Raw genomic sequence first — 18,890 nt, forward strand, 5'->3', positions numbered from 1 at the left:
TGGGTTCGTGGCTGAGTTTCCTTTCAATTATGAGATCGATCATCCGTCGCTGCCGGTCTTCTTGACGATACGGGAACAGCCCGAACCGGACGTTCTGACATCGGTCGATGGAAGATTTTCGGCCTCGTCGGAGAGTGGCGTCGTCACCATCGAAGACAGGACGACCGGCGAAAAGACGACGCTCCAGGGATATGGCGTGCTGGCGTTCTCGCCCGATGGTAAATACATATACCTCGAAGATTCCAATTTCAGCACCACGCCTTATAAGACGGAGATCTATCGTTACGATCTGCAGCAAAAAGGTGAGACAGAGCTTTTATCCGAACTGGATGGTCTCTATTCGGTCGACTCGGTGGCGACCGATCAATCCCTGGTCGTTCTGTCGAAGGGGGTCGCTCCCAATCAGAGGGGGGCTTACGTGGCGTTCGATACGAGCGCGGAAACCGTGACGTCCTTGAACACCACGGCGTCCGGGAGCGCGGGAAACGGGACCGTCACCGAAGCCCTTGCGCTCAACGGCACCTCCGTCGTCTTCGTCAGCACGTCGAGCAACCTCGTCGCCGGTGACACCAACGGCGTCGCCGACGTGTTCCTGAGGAACCTCAAGACGGGCGAGATCACGCTGCTGTCCAAGTCGGCCTCGGGGGCGCAGGCGAACGGCGCCTCCGGCGGCCTCGACGTCTCGGCGGACGGCAGCCGGATCCTCTTCAGCAGCAAGGCCACCAACCTGACCTCGGCCGGCACCGCCGGCTTCGAGAACGTCTACGTGAAGGATATCGCCACGGGTGCGGTCACGCTGGTGTCCGCGACGGCCTCCGACGCGGCCGGCAACGGCGATTCGACCGCCGGCGTGTTCTCGCCCGACGGCCGATCCGTCGCCTTCCAGAGCACGGCGTCCAACCTCGTCGCCGACGACACCAACGGCGTGAAGGACGTCTTCCTCAAGACGCTCGACGGCGGCGCCATCGCGTCGCTCTCCTCCCCCAAGGAGGGCGGCAGCGCGGTCGAGGTGCCGGTCACCGACAAGCCCGCCTTCAGCGCCGACGGCGGCATCGTCACCTTCGGCAGCTATTCCTACGCGATCGACGACGCCGGCTTCGTCATCTTCAACGTGTCGACCAACTTTACTGCATTATACTACAATGACCTATCCGTCTCGAAGGGTGACGGAACGGCCGCCACCGTCTACCCGAGCGGCCACGCCGACGGCTTCGATTGGAACATCACGTTCCAGGTGAGTCTTGATTACGACCGGGACGGCGACTTCTGGGCGACGCTCACGGCTCAGAATTTGATTGGGAGTGGTTCGAGGCCGGATGTGAGCGAGAGCTTCCTCGTCAAGGTCCGGGCCCATTCCGGCGCCCAGAACTTCGTCGGCGACGGCACCGGCGAACTGGTGCTGCTGTCGTCGGCCAACGACAAGGCCGACGGTGGGGGCGGCGACGACACGCTGTACGGCTATCGCGGCGCGGACGACCTGAGCGGCGGGGCCGGCAACGACGTCCTCGACGGCGGATTCGGCGACGACATCCTGCGCGGCGGCATCGGCGACGACACCTACTACATCGACAGCCCCTCCGACAGGATCGTCGAGGCGGCCGGCGCCGGCCGCGACACGGCCATCGCCTCCTACTCGGCGACGCTGGCGGCGAATGTCGAGGATCTGAAGCTCACCGGCTTCGCCGACCTCACCGGCACCGGCAACGCGCTCGGCAACGTCATCACCGGCAACTTCGCCGCCAACACCCTCTACGGGCTCGACGGCGACGACGTCCTCGACGGCGGGGACGGTTTGGGCAATGTCGACCGGCTGATCGGCGGGGCCGGCAACGATACCTACCACATCTATTTCGACATCGATGTGATCGAAGAGCAGGCGGGCGGCGGCATCGACACCGTCATCAGCAGTGCCGACCTGACGCTCGGTGCCAACGTCGAGAATCTGACCCTCATCGAAGGGTGGGCGCACTACGAGACGAGGGGAGGTCGGGACGGCACCGGAAACGCCCTCGACAACGTCATCACCGGAAACTCCTTCCGGAATACGCTGACGGGTCTCGACGGCGACGACACGCTGATCGGCGGCGGCGCCGACGATGAGCTCCTGGGCGGCGCAGGCAACGACCTGCTCGACGGCGGGACCGGTGCCGACCGCATGACCGGCGGGAGCGGCAACGACACCTACGTGATCGACGATGCCGGCGATCAGATGTTCGAGTCGGCGGGCCGGGGCACCGACACCCTGCGCACCTCCATCAGCTACGCGCTGGCGCCGGGCCACTCGATCGAGATCCTCAAGCTCGCCGGCACCGCCTCGATCAACCTCACCGGCAACGAACTCGCCAACACGCTCACCGATAACGCCGGCAACAATCTCCTCAACGGCGGCGGCGGCGGCGACCGGATCTTCAGCACCGGCGGCGTCGACACCCTGATCGGCGGGGGCGATGACGCCAGCGCGGTCATCGACCGCTCCGGCGCCACCGCGGCGCTCAGCTTCGTCATGACCAGCGCCGGGGGCACCACCACGCTGGTCGGCGACGGCACCACCACTCAGGGCATCGGCAACCTCACGCTCATCGGCGGGTCCGGCAACGACCGCTTCCTGACGCTCGACGGCACCGACACGCTCAACGGCGGGGCGGGCGACGACAAGCTGACGAGCGGGGCCGGCGACGACACCCTCAACGGCGGCGCGGGCAACGACACGCTGGAGGGCGGCACCGGCACCGACCGGATGACGGGCGGGGCGGGCAACGACCTCTACCTCGTCGACAGCTCGACCGACCGGGTGTTCGAGACGGCGGGCGGCGGCTCCGACCGCATCTTCTCGACGAGCCACTACGCGCTCGCCGGCGGGCAGGAAGTGGAGGGCTTGAGCCTGCTGGCCTCGACGGGCACGGCACGGCTGAACCTCGCGGGCAACGAGTTCGGCCAGACGCTGGTGGGCAATGCCGGGGCCAACGGTCTGGAGGGCAAGGGCGGCAACGACGTGCTGACCGGGGGCCGCGGCGCCGACAGCTTCGTGTTCGCCACCGCGCTCGGGGCGGGCAACGTCGATCGCATCACCGACTTCGCCGCCGAGGATCGGTTCCTGCTGGGCAAGACCGTGTTCTCGGCGCTGGCCCCGGGTCAGCTCGCCGAGAGCGCGTTCAAGAACCTCGACCGCGGCGCGGTCGATGCCGACGACCGCATCCTCTACAAGCAATCGACCGGCGAGGTGTTCTACGACGCCGACGGCTCAGGCAACGGGGCGGCGGTGAAGTTCGCCGTCCTCGACAACAAGGCCGCGCTCACCGCCGCCGACTTCGTGGTGTGAGACCCGGCATGAGGGGCGCCCGCCCGGCGCCCCTCATGCCCATGTGGTCGATTGCTCCTCTAGACAATCGTCCCGGATATGAAATCCGGGACGATTGTCTAGGTTACTGTGCCGCATCGGCTTTCTCTGAAAAGCCGGTATCCACCTTTCGGGCCGATGCTCTAGGCGATCCGAGCCAGCCCCTCGGGAAGGGGCGTCTCCAGCCCATACTTCACCGCGAGCCGCGCAAACCGGTCGCAGGCGTTCAGCAGGTACTGCTTGGATCGATCGGGACGGGCCGACCCGGGATCACTCGGTCAGGAATTCCTGGATCGTCAGCCAGTAGCTGTAGGAGTCGCCGGCGGAGGGCTGGCCCTGCTGGATCGCCGCACCGATCTGCTGCGCGGCCTCGGCACCGAACACGGCCTGAAGATCGATGACCGCGAGGCTCTGCGCACCGCCGGTGAACGGACCGAACGGCACCGTCTGCCGGCCGCAATACCACTTCAACTGCACTTCCTGCGCTTGCCGGGTCGGCCACGTGCCGTTCTCGTTGATCGCGATGGCGAAGGGGCCGGAGCCCGGCACGCTCGGGGTCTGGACGAGGGCCTGCATGTAGTGGGCGCTGTTGTCCGCCGAGCGGGCCTGCAGCCACACCACGTTGCTCGGGCCGTCGTTGTTCGGGCCGACATTGATCTGCAGGTCGGCCCCGTCGTCCTCGTCGCCCACGCCGCGCAGGAACTGCAGCATGTAGCTGGCCGATCCCTGAACATCGGCGATCGTGCCGGTACCGCCGGGGAACCAGGAATTCATCTGGTACTGATTGTTCTTACCCTCATTGCTTCCGCCGTTCCCGCTGAACAGGGCGGCGTTGGTGACGTTCACGATCTGAAGGTTCGTCGAGACATCCGGCGTCATGGTCTTCCCCCTCTTGAGCGGCAGGCCTCTAGGCCCTTATCGACCGCTCGAACGATATTCCAAAAATATACCGACATGCTCGTAGACATACCGCCGGACATCGGCGGCATATTTCAGTCTGGATCCAAGGAAACATCACCCTCGATGCAGTCTTTGGCGATGTCGATCCACTCGCCTCTCGTCCGAGCACTTGGTGATCCTCGCCTCAAAATCCCAACACCGCGTTAATCGCACTGGTTGCGAAAATCTATCGAAACACCTTCAAATCATCGCGCCGGCCGCCCTGCGAGGGACGAGCCCCGAGGCGGGCGCGAGCGGCGTGGACGCAAACTTGCTACAGCTCGCTCCATCGCCGCCCCGACACGGCACAAGGCCGGGCTCGTTCATGGACCTCGACACCATCACCGCCGTGCTGGCGCCGCGCGGATCGGACGACATCCCGCAGTGGCGCGAAGGGGATGCGTGGCTCGCGGGCGGGACGTGGCTGTTCTCGCAGCCGCAGCCGGGGCTGACCCGGCTGATCGACCTCGTCGGCCTCGGCTGGCCGGCGATCGAGGCGGATGCGGAGGGCCTGAGCCTGTCGGCGACCTGCACCATCGCCGAACTCGACCGGCACGAATGGCCCGCCGCATGGATCGCCGCGCCGCTGGTCGGGCAGTGCTGCCGGGCGCTGCTCGGCTCGTTCAAGATCTGGAACCGGGCGACGGTGGGCGGCAACCTCTGCATGGCGCTGCCGGCCGGGCCGATGATCGCGCTCACCGCCGCCCTGGACGGCACTTGCGTGATTTGGGGACCGGACGGGGCCGAGCGGCGGCTGCCCGTGCTCGATTTCGTGCTCGGGCCCCAGGTGACGGCGTTGCAGCCGGGCGAAATTCTGCGGCGGGTGGCGATGCCGGCCGTAGCGCTCAGGCGGCGCACGGCGTTCCGGCGGATTTCGCTGTCGCCCAACGGTCGATCCGGCGCGCTGGTGATCGGCACGCGCGACGCGGACGGCTTCGCTCTCACGGTCACCGCCGCGACGCCGCGGCCCTACCGGTTGCGTTTCCCCGGCGTGCCGGAGGCGGCGGAAGTACGGGCGGCGCTGAGCGCGGCCATCCCCGAGGACGGCTGGTACGACGACGTGCACGGCGCGCCGGACTGGCGCGCCCACGTCACCGGCCTTCTGGCGGAAGAAATCAGGCAGGAGCTTTCGCGGTGAGGCTGACGGTCAACGGGCAGGCGCAGGACGCCGCCATCCGGCCGGGGCAGTGCCTGCGCACGCTCTTGCGCGATCTCGGCTGGTTCGGGGTCAAGAAGGGGTGCGACGCGGGCGATTGCGGTGCCTGCACGGTCCATCTCGACGGCGAGCCGATCCATTCCTGCCTGCTGCCGGCCCACCGGGCGGAGGGACACAGCATCACCACCATCGAGGGGCTGGCCGGCCCCTGCGCACCGGGTTCGGCTCCGCCCGACCAGTTGCACCCGATGCAGGCGGGCTTCGTCGCGGCGCAAGGGTTCCAGTGCGGCTTCTGCACGCCGGGCATGATCATGACGGCGGCTGCCCTCGACCAGGGCCAGCGGCAGGACCTCGCCACCGCGCTCAAGGGCAACCTCTGCCGCTGCACCGGCTACCGGGCCATCCGCGACGCGGTGGCCGGGGTCGGTCATGCCGCAGCCGTGGACGCGCACGAGCCCGTCGGGTGCAGCCTGCCCGCGCCCGCGAGCCTCGGCATCGTCTCGGGACGGACCGCCTACACCCTCGACCACGCGATGCCGGGCTTGACCCATCTCAAGGTGCTGCGCTCGCCCCATCCGCATGCCGAGATCGTCGCGATCGACCGCGCGGCGGCCCTGGCCGTGCCGGGCGTCGTCGCCGTGCTGACCCACGAGGACGCCCCGCAGGCGCGGTTCTCCACCGGGCGCCACGAGGACCCGCGGGACGACGCCGCCGACACGCGGGTGCTCGATCCCGTGATCCGCTTCATCGGCCAACGCGTCGCCGCGGTGGTCGCCGAGAGCGAGGCCGCGGCGCAGACCGGCCTGCGGGCGTTGCGCGTGGAATACCGCCTGCGCCCGGCGGTGTTCGACCCGGAAGAGGCCCTGCGACCGGGCGCGCCGCTGGTGCACGACCCGGCCGACCGCACGCCCGGCACGGATGCACCGCCGCTCCATCCGCATCCGAACCTCGCCGCGGAGGCCCATGGCGAGGTCGGCGACGTCGAGGCGGGCTTCGCCGCGGCGCACCGCGTCTATGAGGGGGAGTACGTCTCGCAGCGGGTGCAGCACGCCCATCTCGAGACCCACGCCGCCATCGGCTGGCGCGACGCGGACGGGCGGCTGACGCTGCGCTCCTCGACCCAGGTGCCGTTCCTGACCCGCGACGCGCTCTGCGCCCTGTTCGATCTGCCGCGCGACGCGGTGCGCGTCGTCTGCGGCCGGGTCGGCGGCGGCTTCGGCGGCAAGCAGGAGATGCTGGTCGAGGATCTGGTGACGCTCGCCGTCCTCAAGACCGGGCGCCCGGTGAAGTACGAGACGACGCGCACCGAGAACTTCTCCGCCGCCACCACGCGCCATCCGATGCGGGTGCGGGTGAAGCTCGGCGCCGCCGCCGACGGCCGCCTCACCGCGATCTCGTTGAAGGTGCTCTCGAACACCGGCGCCTACGGCAACCATGCCGGCGGCGTGCTGCATCACGGCTGCAACGAGAGCATCGCGGCCTATGCCTGCCCCAACAAGCGGGTCGAAGGCTACGCCGCCTATACGCACACCCTGCCGGCCGGGGCGTTTCGCGGCTACGGCCTGAGCCAGACCATTTTTGCCGTCGAATCCGCGATGGACGAGCTGGCGCGGGAACTCGGCATCGACCCGTTCGAGATGCGCCGCCGCAACGCCGTGCGCCCCGGCGATCCGCTGATCTCGACGAGCCTGGAGCCGCACGACGTGCGCTACGGCTCCTACGGGCTCGACCAGTGCCTCGACCGCGCCGAGGCCGCGCTCGCCGCCGATCCGGGCGCGGCGCCGCCCGCCCCCGATTGGCTCGTCGGCCAGGGCATGGCGATGGCGATGATCGACACGGTGCCGCCGCGGGGCCACTTCGCCCATGCGGGCATCCGCCTGGAGGCCGACGGGTCTTATGCCCTCTCGGTCGGCACCGCCGAGTTCGGCAACGGCACCAGCACGGTCCACGGGCAGATCGCGGCCCAGGCCCTCGGCACCACGCCGGACCGCATCCGCCTGATCCAGGCCGACACCGATGCGGTCGCCCACGACACCGGCGCCTACGGCAGCACCGGCACCGTGGTGGCGGGGCAGGCCAATTTTCTAGCCAGCACCGCGCTCGCGGAAAAACTCCGGGCGGCCGCGGCGGAAAAAACCGGATCGGACCCCGCCGCCTGCCGCCTGACCCGCGAGGGCGTCGCGACGCCCGCGCGCCTCGTGCCGCTGCCCGAGTTGGCCGAGGGCGGGGCGATGGCGGCGGAGGGCCGGGCCGACGGCACGCCGCGCTCGGTCGCCTTCAACGTCCAGGCGTTTCGCGTCGCCGTGCATCCGCTGAGCGGCGAGGTGCGCATCCTCAAGAGCATCCAGGCGGCCGATGCCGGTACGGTCATCAACCCGATGCAGTGCCGCGGGCAGGTCGAGGGCGGCGTCGCCCAGGCGCTCGGCGCGGCGCTCTACGAGGATCTGCGCCTGGAGCCGGACGGCAGCGTGCTCACCGCCACCTTCCGCAACTACCACATCCCGGCCTGCGCCGACGTGCCGACGACGGAGGTGATCTTCGCCGACACCCACGATTCCGTCGGGCCGCTCGGGGCCAAGTCGATGAGCGAATCGCCGTTCAACCCCGTCGCCGCCGCACTCGGCAACGCCATCCGCGACGCCACCGGCGCGCGCCTCACCGCGACGCCGTTCGCCCCCGACCGCATCTTCCGCGCGGTGATGGCGGCGCAAGAGACGGCCCTGGCCTGACGGGACTTGCCTCGCCGTCATGGCGAGGCGAAGGCCCGGTGCGACCAACCGGATGCGAGAGGGGAGGCATCATGGACGTGAAGCGGGATCACGGCGCGCCGCCCGGCCTCTTGGAGCGGTGGTTCCGGCTCTCCGAGCACGGCACCACGGTCCGCACCGAGTTGCTCGCCGGCCTGACCACCTTCCTGACGATGGCCTACATCGTCTTCATCAACCCCAACATCCTGGCGGATGCCGGGATGCCCAAGGGCGCGGTCTTCGTCGCCACCTGCCTCGTGGCGGCTTTGGGCTCCCTGGTGATGGCGCTCTACGCCAACTACCCGATCGCGCTGGCGCCCGGCATGGGGCTCAACGCCTATTTCGCCTACGTCGTCGTGCTGCAGATGGGCTATACATGGCAGGCGGCGCTCGGCGCGGTGTTCATCTCCGGCTGCCTGTTTCTCGCCGTCACGCTGACGGGCCTGCGCTCGGTCATCGTCGACGGCATCCCGCGCTCCATGCGCATCGCCATCACGGTCGGCATCGGGCTGTTCCTGGCGATCATCGCGCTCAAGAACGCGGGCGTCGTCGCGGCGAGCCCGGCGACCTTCGTCACCATCGGCGACCTGCACAAGCCCTCGACGGTGCTCGCCGTCATCGGCTTCCTGATGGTCGCGGCGCTGTCGGTGCGCAAGGTGAAGGGGGCGCTGCTCGCCACCATCCTGACGATCACGGCCCTCAGCTTCATCTTCGCCGACAACACCTTCCAGGGCGTCGTCTCGCTGCCGCCCTCGATCGCCCCGACCCTGTTCGCCCTCGACCTCTCCGGCGCGCTGAGCGGGGGCATCCTCAACGTCGTGCTGGTGTTCTTCCTCGTCGAACTGTTCGACGCCACCGGCACGCTGATGGGCGTCGCCAACCGCGCCGGGCTGCTGACCGAGGGGAAGATGGACCGGCTCGACCGGGCCCTGATGGCCGATTCCTCCTCGATCTTCGCCGGCGCGCTGCTCGGCACGTCGAGCACCACCGCGTATCTGGAGAGCGCGTCGGGCGTCGAGGAGGGCGGGCGCACCGGGCTCACCGCGGCGACCGTGGCGGTGCTGTTCCTCGCCTGCCTGTTCTTCGCGCCGCTCGCGGGCTCGGTGCCGGCCTACGCGACCGCGCCGGCCCTGTTCTACGTCGCCTGCCTGATGCTGCACGAGCTGGTCGATCTCGACTGGGACGACCTCACCGAGGTGATCCCGGCCTGCGTGACGGCGCTCCTGATGCCGTTCACCTACTCCATCGCCAACGGCGTGGCGTTCGGCTTCATCACCTACGCGGTGCTGAAGGGGCTCACGGGCCGCGCCCGCGAGGTGAAGCCGATCGTCTGGGTGATCGCGGCGGTGTTCCTGTTCAAGTTCGTGGAGAGCGGCGGGGCGCATTGAACCGCCGGTTCACCCGGCTCGTCCCACCCAACCCCCTCATCCTGAGGTGCCCCTTGCCTCGGCAAGGGGCCTCGAAGGAGGGCTCCAGCGTATCGCGCGATTCCTGGAGCCCTCCTTCGAGGGCGACGCTTCGCGTCGCCACCTCAGGATGAGGGACAGGATGGGATAAGCTCCGCACCGCGAGGGCCGAGGCTCACGCCCCCGGCGGCAGCGGGATCGGATAGAACCGCGCGCCCGCGGCCGCGGCCAGCACTTCCACCGCGCCGATGGTCGAGGCGCAGCCGGAGGCGTGGACCGCGTCCGTGGTGCGCAAGGTCGGCACGTGGGCGGTGAGCGGGCCGGGGCGCACGTCCGGCGGGCGCTGGCGGTGGCGGTCGGCGGCGAGCGTGATGCGGGTGACGCCGGTGGCGCGCAGCCATTCGAGCGCCGGGCGCATGTAAAGGTCGAGGGGATCGCGCGCGCCCGCGATCAGGCAGATTTCGCGGGCGGGCTCGATGTAGCGGGCGGCCCGCGCGATCGCCCAGATGCCGGCGAATCCCGTCTCGGCGCCGACCAGCACGAGGCGCCCGCCGCCGGGCCGGTAGGTGCCGTTCCCGAGAGGGCCCTTGGCCTTCACGACGAGGCCGGGCGCCGGGACGACGCCGAACAGCGCTTCGAGGTCCTCGGCGCACTCGCCGCGCAGATGGAACACCAGTTCGTTCAGCTCGCACCCGCCCTCGATACTGAGCGTCGGCGCGAGCGTCACCGGGCGCCCGCCCTCAAGGGTGAGGCAGACCTGATCGCCGGGCTCGAACGGCAGCCGCCGCTCCAGGACGACGACGAGTTGCAGCACGCGGGGGCCGAGCGCCGTCACGGCCTCGACGCTGCCGACGCGTCGCACCAGCGCGCGGGCCGGGGCCTTGGCGGGATGGACCAGGGGGGCGGCATCCTGCACCGTCAGAGCAGGGTTGTCCGCGCGCCGCGCCCGCGCCCTCAGGCGCCGGCCCGCGGGGGCGGCGCCCTGCCCCATGAGCAGGCCGCTCTGCAAACCCTGCATCGGCGCGATCACACCGTCGGCGAGCGCGGTCTCGAGGGAGGTGTCCCCCGGCGAGACCCGCAGGGTCTGGCCGTTCACCACGAGGGAGCAACGGGCGCTCAAGCGAGCACGCATGGCGGGCATCCCGCTCCGGATTCTTTTGAAGGGAAGGTGTGGGCCGTCAGAGCTTGCCGTGGATCAGGCGTCCGACCAGGGCGGCCCAGCGATCACGCTCGGCCCGCGCCTCGTCGCCGAGTTCGACGTCACCGAGGCCGAGGCTGGAGCGCAGGGCCTCGCTCTCGCGCCGCTCGGCGGCGAGCGCCGCCTTCATCATCAGGACTTCCATGCGCAGCCGCGCCACGTCGTCCGTCTCGGGCCGCACGGGCTCGGGGGCCGGCGCTTCCGTCTTGAGGACCGACATTGGGGGTTGGGCGGCGCCGGCGATGTGGGCGCGGATCGGACGCGCCATCAGGCGGCGCACCGCGTTGCCTCCGCTTCCCGGCTCCCTGCGTCTGTGCGCCTCGGTCATCGCTCATCCCCGGTCCGGTCGGGGCTGCACGCGAAGTACCCCCGAAACCTGAGCGTGACCATGCCGGCTTATGGTTAAGGGAGGTTTAAGCCGTTGCCGGAGCGACCGTATCAGGCCGCCTCCGGCGCCGCTCCGACGAGTTGGCGGGCCTGGAGCATGGTCATCGGCTCGCCGAAGGCCGCGCCTTGCGCGTAGTCGCAGCCGAGTTCCTGCAGCCCCTGCGCATCCTCTTCCGATTCCGCGCCCTCGGCGACGACGGCGAGGCCGAGTTCCTGCGCCATGCGGACGAGGGATCGCAGCATCGTGGTGCGGCCCTGGCCCATCTGGCGCACGAAGCTGTGGTCGATCTTGAGCGTGTCGAAGGGAAAGCGCTGGAGATAGGCCAGCGCCGAGTAGCCGGTGCCGAAATCGTCGAGGCACAGGCCCGCGCCGAGATCGTGGATGCGGGTCAGCATCTGGGCTGCGTATTCGGGGTTCTCCATCACCAGCCCCTCGCTCAGTTCCAGCTTGAGCGAGCCCGGCAGCACGCCGGTGCGGGCGATCACCGTCTTCACGTCGTGCAGGAGGTCGTGGCGCAGCAACTGGCGCGAGGAGACGTTGACGGAGGCGAAGATCGGCGGCTCGACATCGAGCGAGCGCTGCCACGCGGCGAGTTCCAGCGCGGTACGCTCGATGGCGAAGTTGCCGAGCGCGACGATGGCGCCGATCTCTTCCGCCACCGGCAGGAAGGTCGCGGGCGGGATGCGCCCGAGCTTCGGATGATCCCAGCGCAGCAGGGTCTCGAAGCCGGCCACGGTGCGGTCTTCGAGCCGCACGATCGGCTGGAACAGCACGCGGATCTCGTTGCGCTCCAGCGCCTTGCGCAGATCGGCCTCCAGCATCAGCCGGTCGGAGCGCTCGGTGCGCATGTTGGCGCGGAAGATCTCGATGCGGTCGCCGCCGCCGCGCTTGGCCTGGATCATCGCCATCTGCGCGCTCTTGACCACCTCGTCGCGCTTCGGCTGACCCGCATGGCCGGGCCCGGCCTCGTGCAGCGCCACGCCGACCGAGACCGTGAGGAACACCTCGCGGTCGGCGTAGGTGACCGGCGTGGCGATCGCCCGGCGGATCATCTCGGCGAAGGCGAGGATGCGGTCGGGCTCGCGCTCGGAGAGCAGGATCACGGCGAACTCGTCGCCCGCCACGCGGGCCAGCGTGTCCTGCGGGCGCAGGAGCCGCCCGAGCCGGCGCGACAGGGTGAGCAGGATCGAATCGCCCGCCGAGAGGCCGATGGCGTCGTTGATCGCCTTGAACCGGTCGATGTCGAGCACGATCACCGCAGGTTTCAGCCGGGCGTCCTGGCTCGCCAGCGCCAAAGCCGCATCGAGCCGGTCGTGCAGCAATTCGCGGTTCGGCAGGCCGGTGAGGCTGTCGTGCACGGCATCGTGCAGCAGGCGCTCCTCGGCGGTCTTGAGTTCGGTGACGTCGCTGATGGTGCCGACGATGCGGATCACCTCGCCGTCGGTGCCGATCACGGGGCGCGCCTTCAGGCGGTACCACGCATAGGGGCCGGCCGCCGAGCGCAGGCGGAAATCGTGGACGATGCGGCCGCGCCGCTCCTCGATCACCGTGTCGAGGGCCGCCGAGTAGCGCTCGACGTCGAAGGGATGGAGGAGACCCAGCCAGTTGGCGGCGGGGCCTTCCAGCGCGCCGCGCTTGAGGCCGAGCTGCGCCTCGATCTCGGGGCCGGCGAAGACGCGGTCGCCCGGCACGTCCCAGTCGAACACGATGTCGCCCGCGCCCATCAGGGCCAGCGCCCGGCGCTCGGTGTCGGAGACGAGGCTGTGGCTGAGGCCCCCGCCCGCGAAGGCGTGCTGCATCACGGTGAAGCCGATCAGCATGACGATGAGCACGAGGCCGCCGATCAGCGCCGGCTGGACGAGGTCCGAGCCGATCTGACCCGTGATGGCGAAGCCCGCCGCCACCACCCAGAACAGCAGCAGCAGCCACGTCGGCACCAGCAGGATCGCCCGGTCGTAGCCGTTGTGGACGGCCAGATACAGGATCAGCATCAGCCCGACGCCGGCCACCGCCGCGATCGAGATGCGCGCCACGCCCGCGGCCACCGGCGGATCGAACACCGCGAGCCCAACGAGGCCGGCGAGGAAGATCAGCCAGAAGAAGGCGACGTGGCTGTAGCGCACGTGCCAGCGCGACAAATTCAGGTAGGCGAACAGGAACACCAAGAGCGTGGCGCCGAGCACGGCCTCGGCCGAGGCCCGGTAGATGCGCTCCGCCCCCTCGGTGACGGGGAAGACGCGCTGCAGGAAGCCGAAATCGATGCAGGCATAGGCCAGCACCGCCCAGGACAGCGCGGCGGCGGCGGGAAAGATGATCGCGCCCTTCACGACGAAGATGATCGTCAGGAACAGCGCCAGCAGCCCGCTGATGCCGATGATGATGCCCTTGTAGAGCGTCAGCCCCGCGGTCTTCTTGCGGTAGGCGTCCTGGTCCCAGAGGTAGACCTGCGGGATGTTGGGACCCTTCAGCTCGGCGACGTAGGTGACCGTGGTGCCCGGATCGATGGTGATCAGGAACTGGTCGGCCTCCAGGCTCTCGTCGCGCTCGGGGCGGATGCCCTCGCTCGCGGTGATGGCGGCGATGCGCGAGCCGCCGAGATCGGGCCAGACCACGCCGGAGCCGACGAGGCGGAAATGCGGGGCGACCAGCAGCCGGTCGATCTGCTCGTCGGTGTCGTTGGTGAGCGCGAACACCATCCAGTCGGGCCGGGCGCCGGGCTCGCGCGCCTTGACCGCGATGCGCCGCACGATGCCGTCCTTGCCCGGCGCGGTCGAGATCTGGATCAGGTCGCCGTCCGAGCGGTAGCGCTCGATCATCGGCGTCAGGTCCACGGCGGGCGCGTCGAGGGTGACGCGCACGGCCTCCACCGCGTGGGCGGGCGAGAGGGCCCCGAGGAGGCCGAGCACGAAGCCGGCCAGAACCGTCAGGGCCGCGAGGGCCGGGGACAGGATGCGCAACGGGCTTTTCTTGGACCGGCGAGGCGGAGCGAGATGACGGCGAGTGCGGTCGGCCAGAGTCGTATCGGCGGGGCCCCGCCCCCGCAAGGCGCCCGCACGACGGCACGGGGCTCGGCCCACCGGCGATTGAGGCCCCGCGGCCCCAGCGGATCGCGCGCCTTTGCGGCCAAAACAAGCCGAGCCCTCGCCCGGCCGCGCCGCGGCGGGTAGAGCGGGGGGATGATCTTGGACGAAAGACGGCACGGCCCGACCCTCCCCCCTACGCATCTCGGGCTTGCCCGAGATGCGCAGCCTCTTGCCCAAGTCGGGCAAGCCCGACTTGGGTGGGGGAGGGTGCCTCGCGGATGCGGGGCGGGAGAGGGGGCGACGCTTCCGGAGATATCTGGACGAACGCGGCCAAGCGGCGGCGTCGCTCCCCTCTCCCGCCCCCCTTCGGGGGCCACCCTCCCCCACCTCAAGTCGGGCTTGCCCGACTTGAGCAAGCAGGATGCGGGTATCGGGCGAGCCCGATATCCGTTGGGGGGGAGGTATTGGGCGCGGTGGGTCGGGAATCCTGGCGCATGATCTTCGCCCCCCTCCTCGCCGTGCCGCTGGCGGCTGCCCTCTCGGCCGGCCTGATCGTGCTCCTGAAGCCCCTACTCCAACGCTACGCGCTCGCCCGCCCGAACGCCCGCTCCAGCCATAAAGTGCCGACCCCGCAGGGCGGCGGCATCGCCATCGTCGGCGCGGCGTTCATCGCGGCGGCGCTCCTGGCCGCCTTCCTCGGGATCGGCCCGCGCGGAACCGAGGGCGCGGCGCTCACCCTCGCCGTCCTCGTCCTCGCCGCCGTCGGCGCGATCGACGACATCCGGCCGCTGCCGGCCTCGCTGCGTCTCGTGGTGCAGGCCGGCGCCGTCGCCGCCGTGGTGGCGGTCGCGCCGGGGCGGCTCCTGCCGGAGGGGTTCGCGTGGCTCGAACTCCCCTTGGCCCTCGTGGCCGGCCTGTGGTTCGTCAACCTCGTCAACTTCATGGACGGGCTCGACTGGATGACGGTCGCCGAGTTCGTGCCGCTCACCGCCTTCCTCGCCGGTCTCGGTCTCGTCGGCGGCTACGCGCCCGAGCCGGCCCTGGTCGCGGGCGCCCTGCTCGGGGGCCTGTTGGGCTTCGCGCCGTTCAACCGGCCGGTGGCCCGCCTCTTCATGGGCGATGTCGGCTCGCTGCCGGTCGGGCTGATCGTGGCGTGGCTGCTGTTTCGGCTGGCCGCGGAGGGGGGGCTCGCCGCCGCGCTGATCCTGCCGCTCTACCCCGTGGCGGACGCGACGCTGACGCTGCTGTGGCGGCTCCGGCGCGGCGAGAAGGTGTGGCAGGCCCACCGCAGCCACTTCTATCAGGTCGCCACCGTGAACGGGTTTTCCGTGACGGGGGTGGTCGCCCGCGTCTTCGCCGTGCAGGGCGCGCTGGCCGGGCTCGCGCTGATCACCTTGCTTTGGCCGTCCTGGCCGGTCACGCTTTCTGGTCTCGCCGCTGCGGCGGGGCTCGTCGGGTGGCTGCTGCGTCTGTTCGCGACGCCGCGCCCGCACGCCATGAAGGGGGCAAGAGCTTGAGCGGAAAGCTGATCGCGCTGACGGGGGCGACGGGCTTCATCGGCCGCCACCTGCTCACGGCCTTGTCCGCCCGCGGCCACCGGGTGCGGGTGCTGCTGCGCCGGCCGGTGGAGGTGCCGGAGGGGGCGAGCGGCGCGGTCGTCGGCGATCTGGCGCGGCCCATGAACATGGCCGCCGCGCTCAGCGGGGTCGATGCCGTGGTGCATTCGGCGGGGCTCGCGCACGCCATGTCCGGCGCCCCCGAGGACGACTTTCGCACCTCCAACACCGAGGCCACGCGCAAGCTCGCCGAGGCGGCGCAGCGGGCGAGGGTCGGGCGCTTCGTGTTCCTGTCCTCGATCCGGGCGCAATCCGGCCCGAGCGCGGGCGCCCCGCTCACCGACGGGGACGCCCCGGCCCCGACCGACGCCTACGGCCGCTCGAAGCTCGCGGCGGAAGCGGCGCTGGCCGAGATCGGCCTCGACTGGGTCGCGCTCCGCCCGGTGCTGGTCTACGGCGCGGGCGTGAAGGGCAACATGGCCGCGCTGCTGCGGCTCGCCCGCGCGCCCTACCCGCTGCCGCTGGGAAGCTTGAGCGGGCGCCGCTCCCTCGTCTCGGTCGAGAGTCTGGCGGCGGCCGTCGCCGCCGCCCTCGACGCGCCGGGCCCGATCGGCCGCCCGCTGATCGTGGCCGATCCCGATCCCCTGACGCTGCCCGAGATGATCGCGGCGCTCCGCGCCGGCCTCGGCCGGGGGCCGGGCCTGCTGCCCTGCCCCACGCCGCTGATCGGGCTGGCCTGCCGCGCCACCGGCCGGCAGGAGGTTTTCGACCGCCTGTCGGGCTCGCTCGTCGCCCGCCCCGACGGACTGACGGCGCTCGGCTGGCAACCGGCGCAGGGCACGCGCGACGGGCTCGCCGCCCTGGCGCGGGCGGGCGGATAGGCGGGCCTGCGTTGGGAGCATAGGGAGCCCCGCCCGCCCGCAGGCGTCGCACACAGACCAAACCCTACATCCTCCGCCGGCGGCCGATCCGGCCGTTCCGGGAACCTGATCGATGCGGATCGCGATCGTCGGCGCCGGCATGGCGGGGTTGGCCTGCGGCCGGGCGCTGACTGAGGCCGGCCACGACGTCGCGCTGTTCGACAAGGGCCGCCGCCCCGGCGGGCGCATGGCCTCCCGGCAGACCGACACGCCGCTCGGGCCCGCCGGCTTCGATCACGGCGCGCAGTACCTGACCGCCCGCGACCCCGGCTTTCGCGCCGAGCTGGAGGCGTGGCGCGCCAAAAAAATCGTCGCACCCTGGCCGGCGGCGGGGCCGGAGGCCTGGGTCGGCGTGCCGGACATGAGCGCGCCGCTGCGGGCCATGGCCGACGGGCTCCCGATCCGCTGGAGCCACCGCATCGAAATTCTTGCGCGCGAGACCGAGGGTTGGCGCCTGCGCGGCCAAGAGTTCGACGCGGGCGGCTTCGACGCCGTGCTGACGGCGCTCCCCGCCGAGCAGACCGCCGCCCTCCTGCACGAGGCCGCCCCCGAGATCGCCGCGACGGCCGCGGCCACGCCGTCCGAGCCCTGCTGGACCGCGATGGCGGCCTTTTCCGAGAGGCTCGACGGGATTCCCGACACCCTTCGCTCCGAGGGCGACGTGGCCTGGGCGGCGCGCGACAGCGCCAAGCCGGGCCGCGGCGGTCCCGAGGCCTTCGTGATCCAGGCCTCGGCCGCATGGTCGCGCGAGAACCTCGAACGCTCCGCCGAGGACGTGGCGCGCGACCTCCTCACCCGCTTCTTCGAAGCCGGCGGCGCGACCCCGGTCGCGCCCGCCCACCTCGCCGCCCATCGCTGGCGCTACGCCGCCTCGGGCAAGGCCGGGCGCGACAGGCTGTGGGACCCCGCCCGCGGGATCGGCGCCTGCGGCGACTGGCTGATCGGGCCCCGGATCGAGAATGCGTGGCTGTCCGGGCACCGCCTCGCCGCCGCGCTCGGGCGGTGAGGCGGGACGAGTTAGCGCACCCCGCCGCTCGCCGCGATATCCTCGCCGGTCACCCAGCGGGCGTCGTCGGAGGCCAGGAACGCCACCACGCCGGCGATGTCGTCGGGCTGGCCGGCGCGGCCGAGCGGCGTCTGCGCGACGATGCCGGCCTCCATCTCCGAGCCGACGATGCCCGCCGTCTGCGCGCCCTCGGTCACGACGAAGCCGGGGCTGACGCCGTTGACCCGGATGCGGCGCGGCGCCAACTCGTTGGCCAGCACGCCGGTAATGGCGTTGAGCGCGCCCTTGGTCGCGGTATAGGCGGCCGAGGTCGGCATGTTCACGAGCGTCGCCGCCGAGGAGATGTTGACGATGCTGCCGCCCTCGCCGAGGTGCCGGGCCGCCGCCCGCGTCGTCAGCAGCACGCCGAGCACGTTCACGTCGAACAGCCGGCGGTAATGCGCTTCGGTCACCTCCTCGATGGGGGCGAATTCGTACACGCCGGAATTGTTGACGAGGATGTCGAGGCGGCCGAACTCCCGCACCGCCGCCGCGATCAGGCCCTCGGCCTGCTCGCCCTTCGACACGTCGCCCTGCACCGCGACGGCCCGGCCGCCTTCCGCGGCGATGGCCGCGACGACGGCGTCGGCGCCGGCCTTGCTCGACGCGTAGTTGACGACGACCGAAGCGCCGTCCCGCGCCAGCGCCTTGGCGATGGCCGCGCCGATCCCCTTGGAGGCCCCCGTCACCACGGCGACCTTGCCTGCGAGCTTCGACATCCGTGCTATCCTTTTCATGGGCCGGCGCCGGAACGGTCGCCTTTGTCCCATAGTTCGGAAATTCGGAACTAACGGAGCGCCGTTCAAGCCTCCATATGGATGAATGATGCGACCGTTGTTTCACCCTGCGATTGAGGACGTGCGCCCCGAGGCGATCCTGCACGCGCTGGCCGACCCGGCCCGCGCCGCGATCTTCGCCAGCATCACCCAGGCCGGCTGCGTCCAGGCCTGCGCGGCGCTCGCGTCGCTGGGCGAGCGGGTAATCCCGAAATCCTCGCTGTCGGCCCATTTCAAGGTGCTGCGCGAGGCCGGCCTGATCCGCAGCGAGCGCCACGGCGTCGAGATGCGCAACCACTCGCGCTGTGCCGAGGTGGAGGCCCGCTTTCCCGGGCTGCTCGCGGCGATCCTGAACGCCTATGCCGGGGTGAAGGGGTGCACGGCGCCGTAGGCCGGACT

General features: G+C 70.7%; 13 protein-coding genes. 8 read left to right on the forward strand and 5 right to left on the reverse strand.

Annotation, left to right across the window (positions count from 1 at the left end; genetic code table 11):
- Positions 1 to 445 precede the first annotated feature (445 nt).
- Positions 446 to 3,319: a hypothetical protein gene (locus AAHG03_RS15455; protein ID WP_342151573.1), complete on the forward strand. Its 2,874-nt coding sequence runs from the start codon at positions 446 to 448 to the stop codon at positions 3,317 to 3,319.
- Between the two features lie 288 nt (positions 3,320 to 3,607).
- On the opposite strand, the gene AAHG03_RS15460 is transcribed toward AAHG03_RS15455, so the two are convergent.
- Positions 3,608 to 4,216 (reverse strand): hypothetical protein, encoded by a 609-nt coding sequence (locus tag AAHG03_RS15460; protein ID WP_342151574.1) that lies wholly within the window; start codon positions 4,214 to 4,216, stop codon positions 3,608 to 3,610.
- 385 nt (positions 4,217 to 4,601) lie between these two features.
- Here AAHG03_RS15460 and AAHG03_RS15465 point away from each other — a divergent pair, with 385 nt between their 5' ends.
- The 3 genes from AAHG03_RS15465 to AAHG03_RS15475 all read left to right on the forward strand — a co-directional run bounded on the left by AAHG03_RS15465 (position 4,602) and on the right by AAHG03_RS15475 (position 9,567).
- Positions 4,602 to 5,414: an FAD binding domain-containing protein gene (locus AAHG03_RS15465; RefSeq protein ID WP_342151575.1), complete on the forward strand. Its 813-nt coding sequence runs from the start codon at positions 4,602 to 4,604 to the stop codon at positions 5,412 to 5,414.
- A complete protein-coding gene (locus tag AAHG03_RS15470; RefSeq protein WP_342151576.1) occupies positions 5,411 to 8,161 on the forward strand; it encodes a molybdopterin-dependent oxidoreductase in 2,751 nt (916 codons plus the stop codon). The genes AAHG03_RS15465 and AAHG03_RS15470 overlap by 4 nt, the downstream gene beginning before the upstream one ends.
- Before the next feature lie 71 nt (positions 8,162 to 8,232).
- Entirely contained in the window at positions 8,233 to 9,567 is a 1,335-nt protein-coding gene (locus tag AAHG03_RS15475; RefSeq protein WP_342151577.1) for an NCS2 family permease, read from the forward strand.
- Positions 9,568 to 9,760: 193 nt separating this feature from the next.
- Here AAHG03_RS15475 and AAHG03_RS15480 read toward each other — a convergent pair whose 3' ends face one another.
- The 3 genes from AAHG03_RS15480 to AAHG03_RS15490 all read right to left on the reverse strand — a co-directional run bounded on the left by AAHG03_RS15480 (position 9,761) and on the right by AAHG03_RS15490 (position 14,128).
- Positions 9,761 to 10,717, reverse strand: coding sequence for a ferredoxin reductase domain-containing protein (locus tag AAHG03_RS15480; protein WP_342151578.1), 957 nt, complete (start codon positions 10,715 to 10,717; stop codon positions 9,761 to 9,763).
- A 46-nt stretch (positions 10,718 to 10,763) separates the two neighbouring features.
- Positions 10,764 to 11,051, reverse strand: a complete 288-nt coding sequence (locus AAHG03_RS15485; protein WP_342151579.1) for a hypothetical protein — start codon at positions 11,049 to 11,051, stop codon at positions 10,764 to 10,766.
- Between the two features lie 170 nt (positions 11,052 to 11,221).
- Positions 11,222 to 14,128 carry an EAL domain-containing protein gene (locus AAHG03_RS15490; protein ID WP_342151580.1) on the reverse strand — a complete coding sequence of 969 codons (2,907 nt, stop codon included), beginning with the start codon at positions 14,126 to 14,128 and terminating at the stop codon, positions 11,222 to 11,224.
- 560 nt (positions 14,129 to 14,688) lie between these two features.
- Between AAHG03_RS15490 and AAHG03_RS15495 the strand changes: the two genes are divergently transcribed.
- The 3 genes from AAHG03_RS15495 to AAHG03_RS15505 all read left to right on the forward strand — a co-directional run bounded on the left by AAHG03_RS15495 (position 14,689) and on the right by AAHG03_RS15505 (position 17,676).
- Positions 14,689 to 15,711 carry an MraY family glycosyltransferase gene (locus tag AAHG03_RS15495; RefSeq protein WP_342151581.1) on the forward strand — a complete coding sequence of 341 codons (1,023 nt, stop codon included), beginning with the start codon at positions 14,689 to 14,691 and terminating at the stop codon, positions 15,709 to 15,711.
- Entirely contained in the window at positions 15,708 to 16,631 is a 924-nt protein-coding gene (locus AAHG03_RS15500; protein ID WP_342151582.1) for an NAD-dependent epimerase/dehydratase family protein, read from the forward strand. Before AAHG03_RS15495 ends, AAHG03_RS15500 begins: the two co-directional genes overlap by 4 nt.
- A gap of 112 nt (positions 16,632 to 16,743) precedes the next feature.
- Positions 16,744 to 17,676 carry an NAD(P)/FAD-dependent oxidoreductase gene (locus AAHG03_RS15505; protein ID WP_342151583.1) on the forward strand — a complete coding sequence of 311 codons (933 nt, stop codon included), beginning with the start codon at positions 16,744 to 16,746 and terminating at the stop codon, positions 17,674 to 17,676.
- An 11-nt stretch (positions 17,677 to 17,687) separates the two neighbouring features.
- On the opposite strand, the gene AAHG03_RS15510 is transcribed toward AAHG03_RS15505, so the two are convergent.
- A complete protein-coding gene (locus tag AAHG03_RS15510) occupies positions 17,688 to 18,434 on the reverse strand; it encodes a glucose 1-dehydrogenase (protein ID WP_342151584.1) in 747 nt (248 codons plus the stop codon).
- Between the two features lie 106 nt (positions 18,435 to 18,540).
- Between AAHG03_RS15510 and AAHG03_RS15515 the strand changes: the two genes are divergently transcribed.
- The gene (locus tag AAHG03_RS15515; RefSeq protein ID WP_342151585.1) at positions 18,541 to 18,882 is read left to right on the forward strand and encodes an ArsR/SmtB family transcription factor; all 342 of its coding nucleotides are present in this window, start codon (positions 18,541 to 18,543) and stop codon (positions 18,880 to 18,882) included.
- Positions 18,883 to 18,890 lie beyond the last annotated feature (8 nt).

The sequence above is a fragment of the Methylorubrum subtropicum genome, assembly GCF_038442325.1.
Classification (GTDB): Bacteria; Pseudomonadota; Alphaproteobacteria; order Rhizobiales; family Beijerinckiaceae; genus Methylobacterium; species Methylobacterium subtropicum.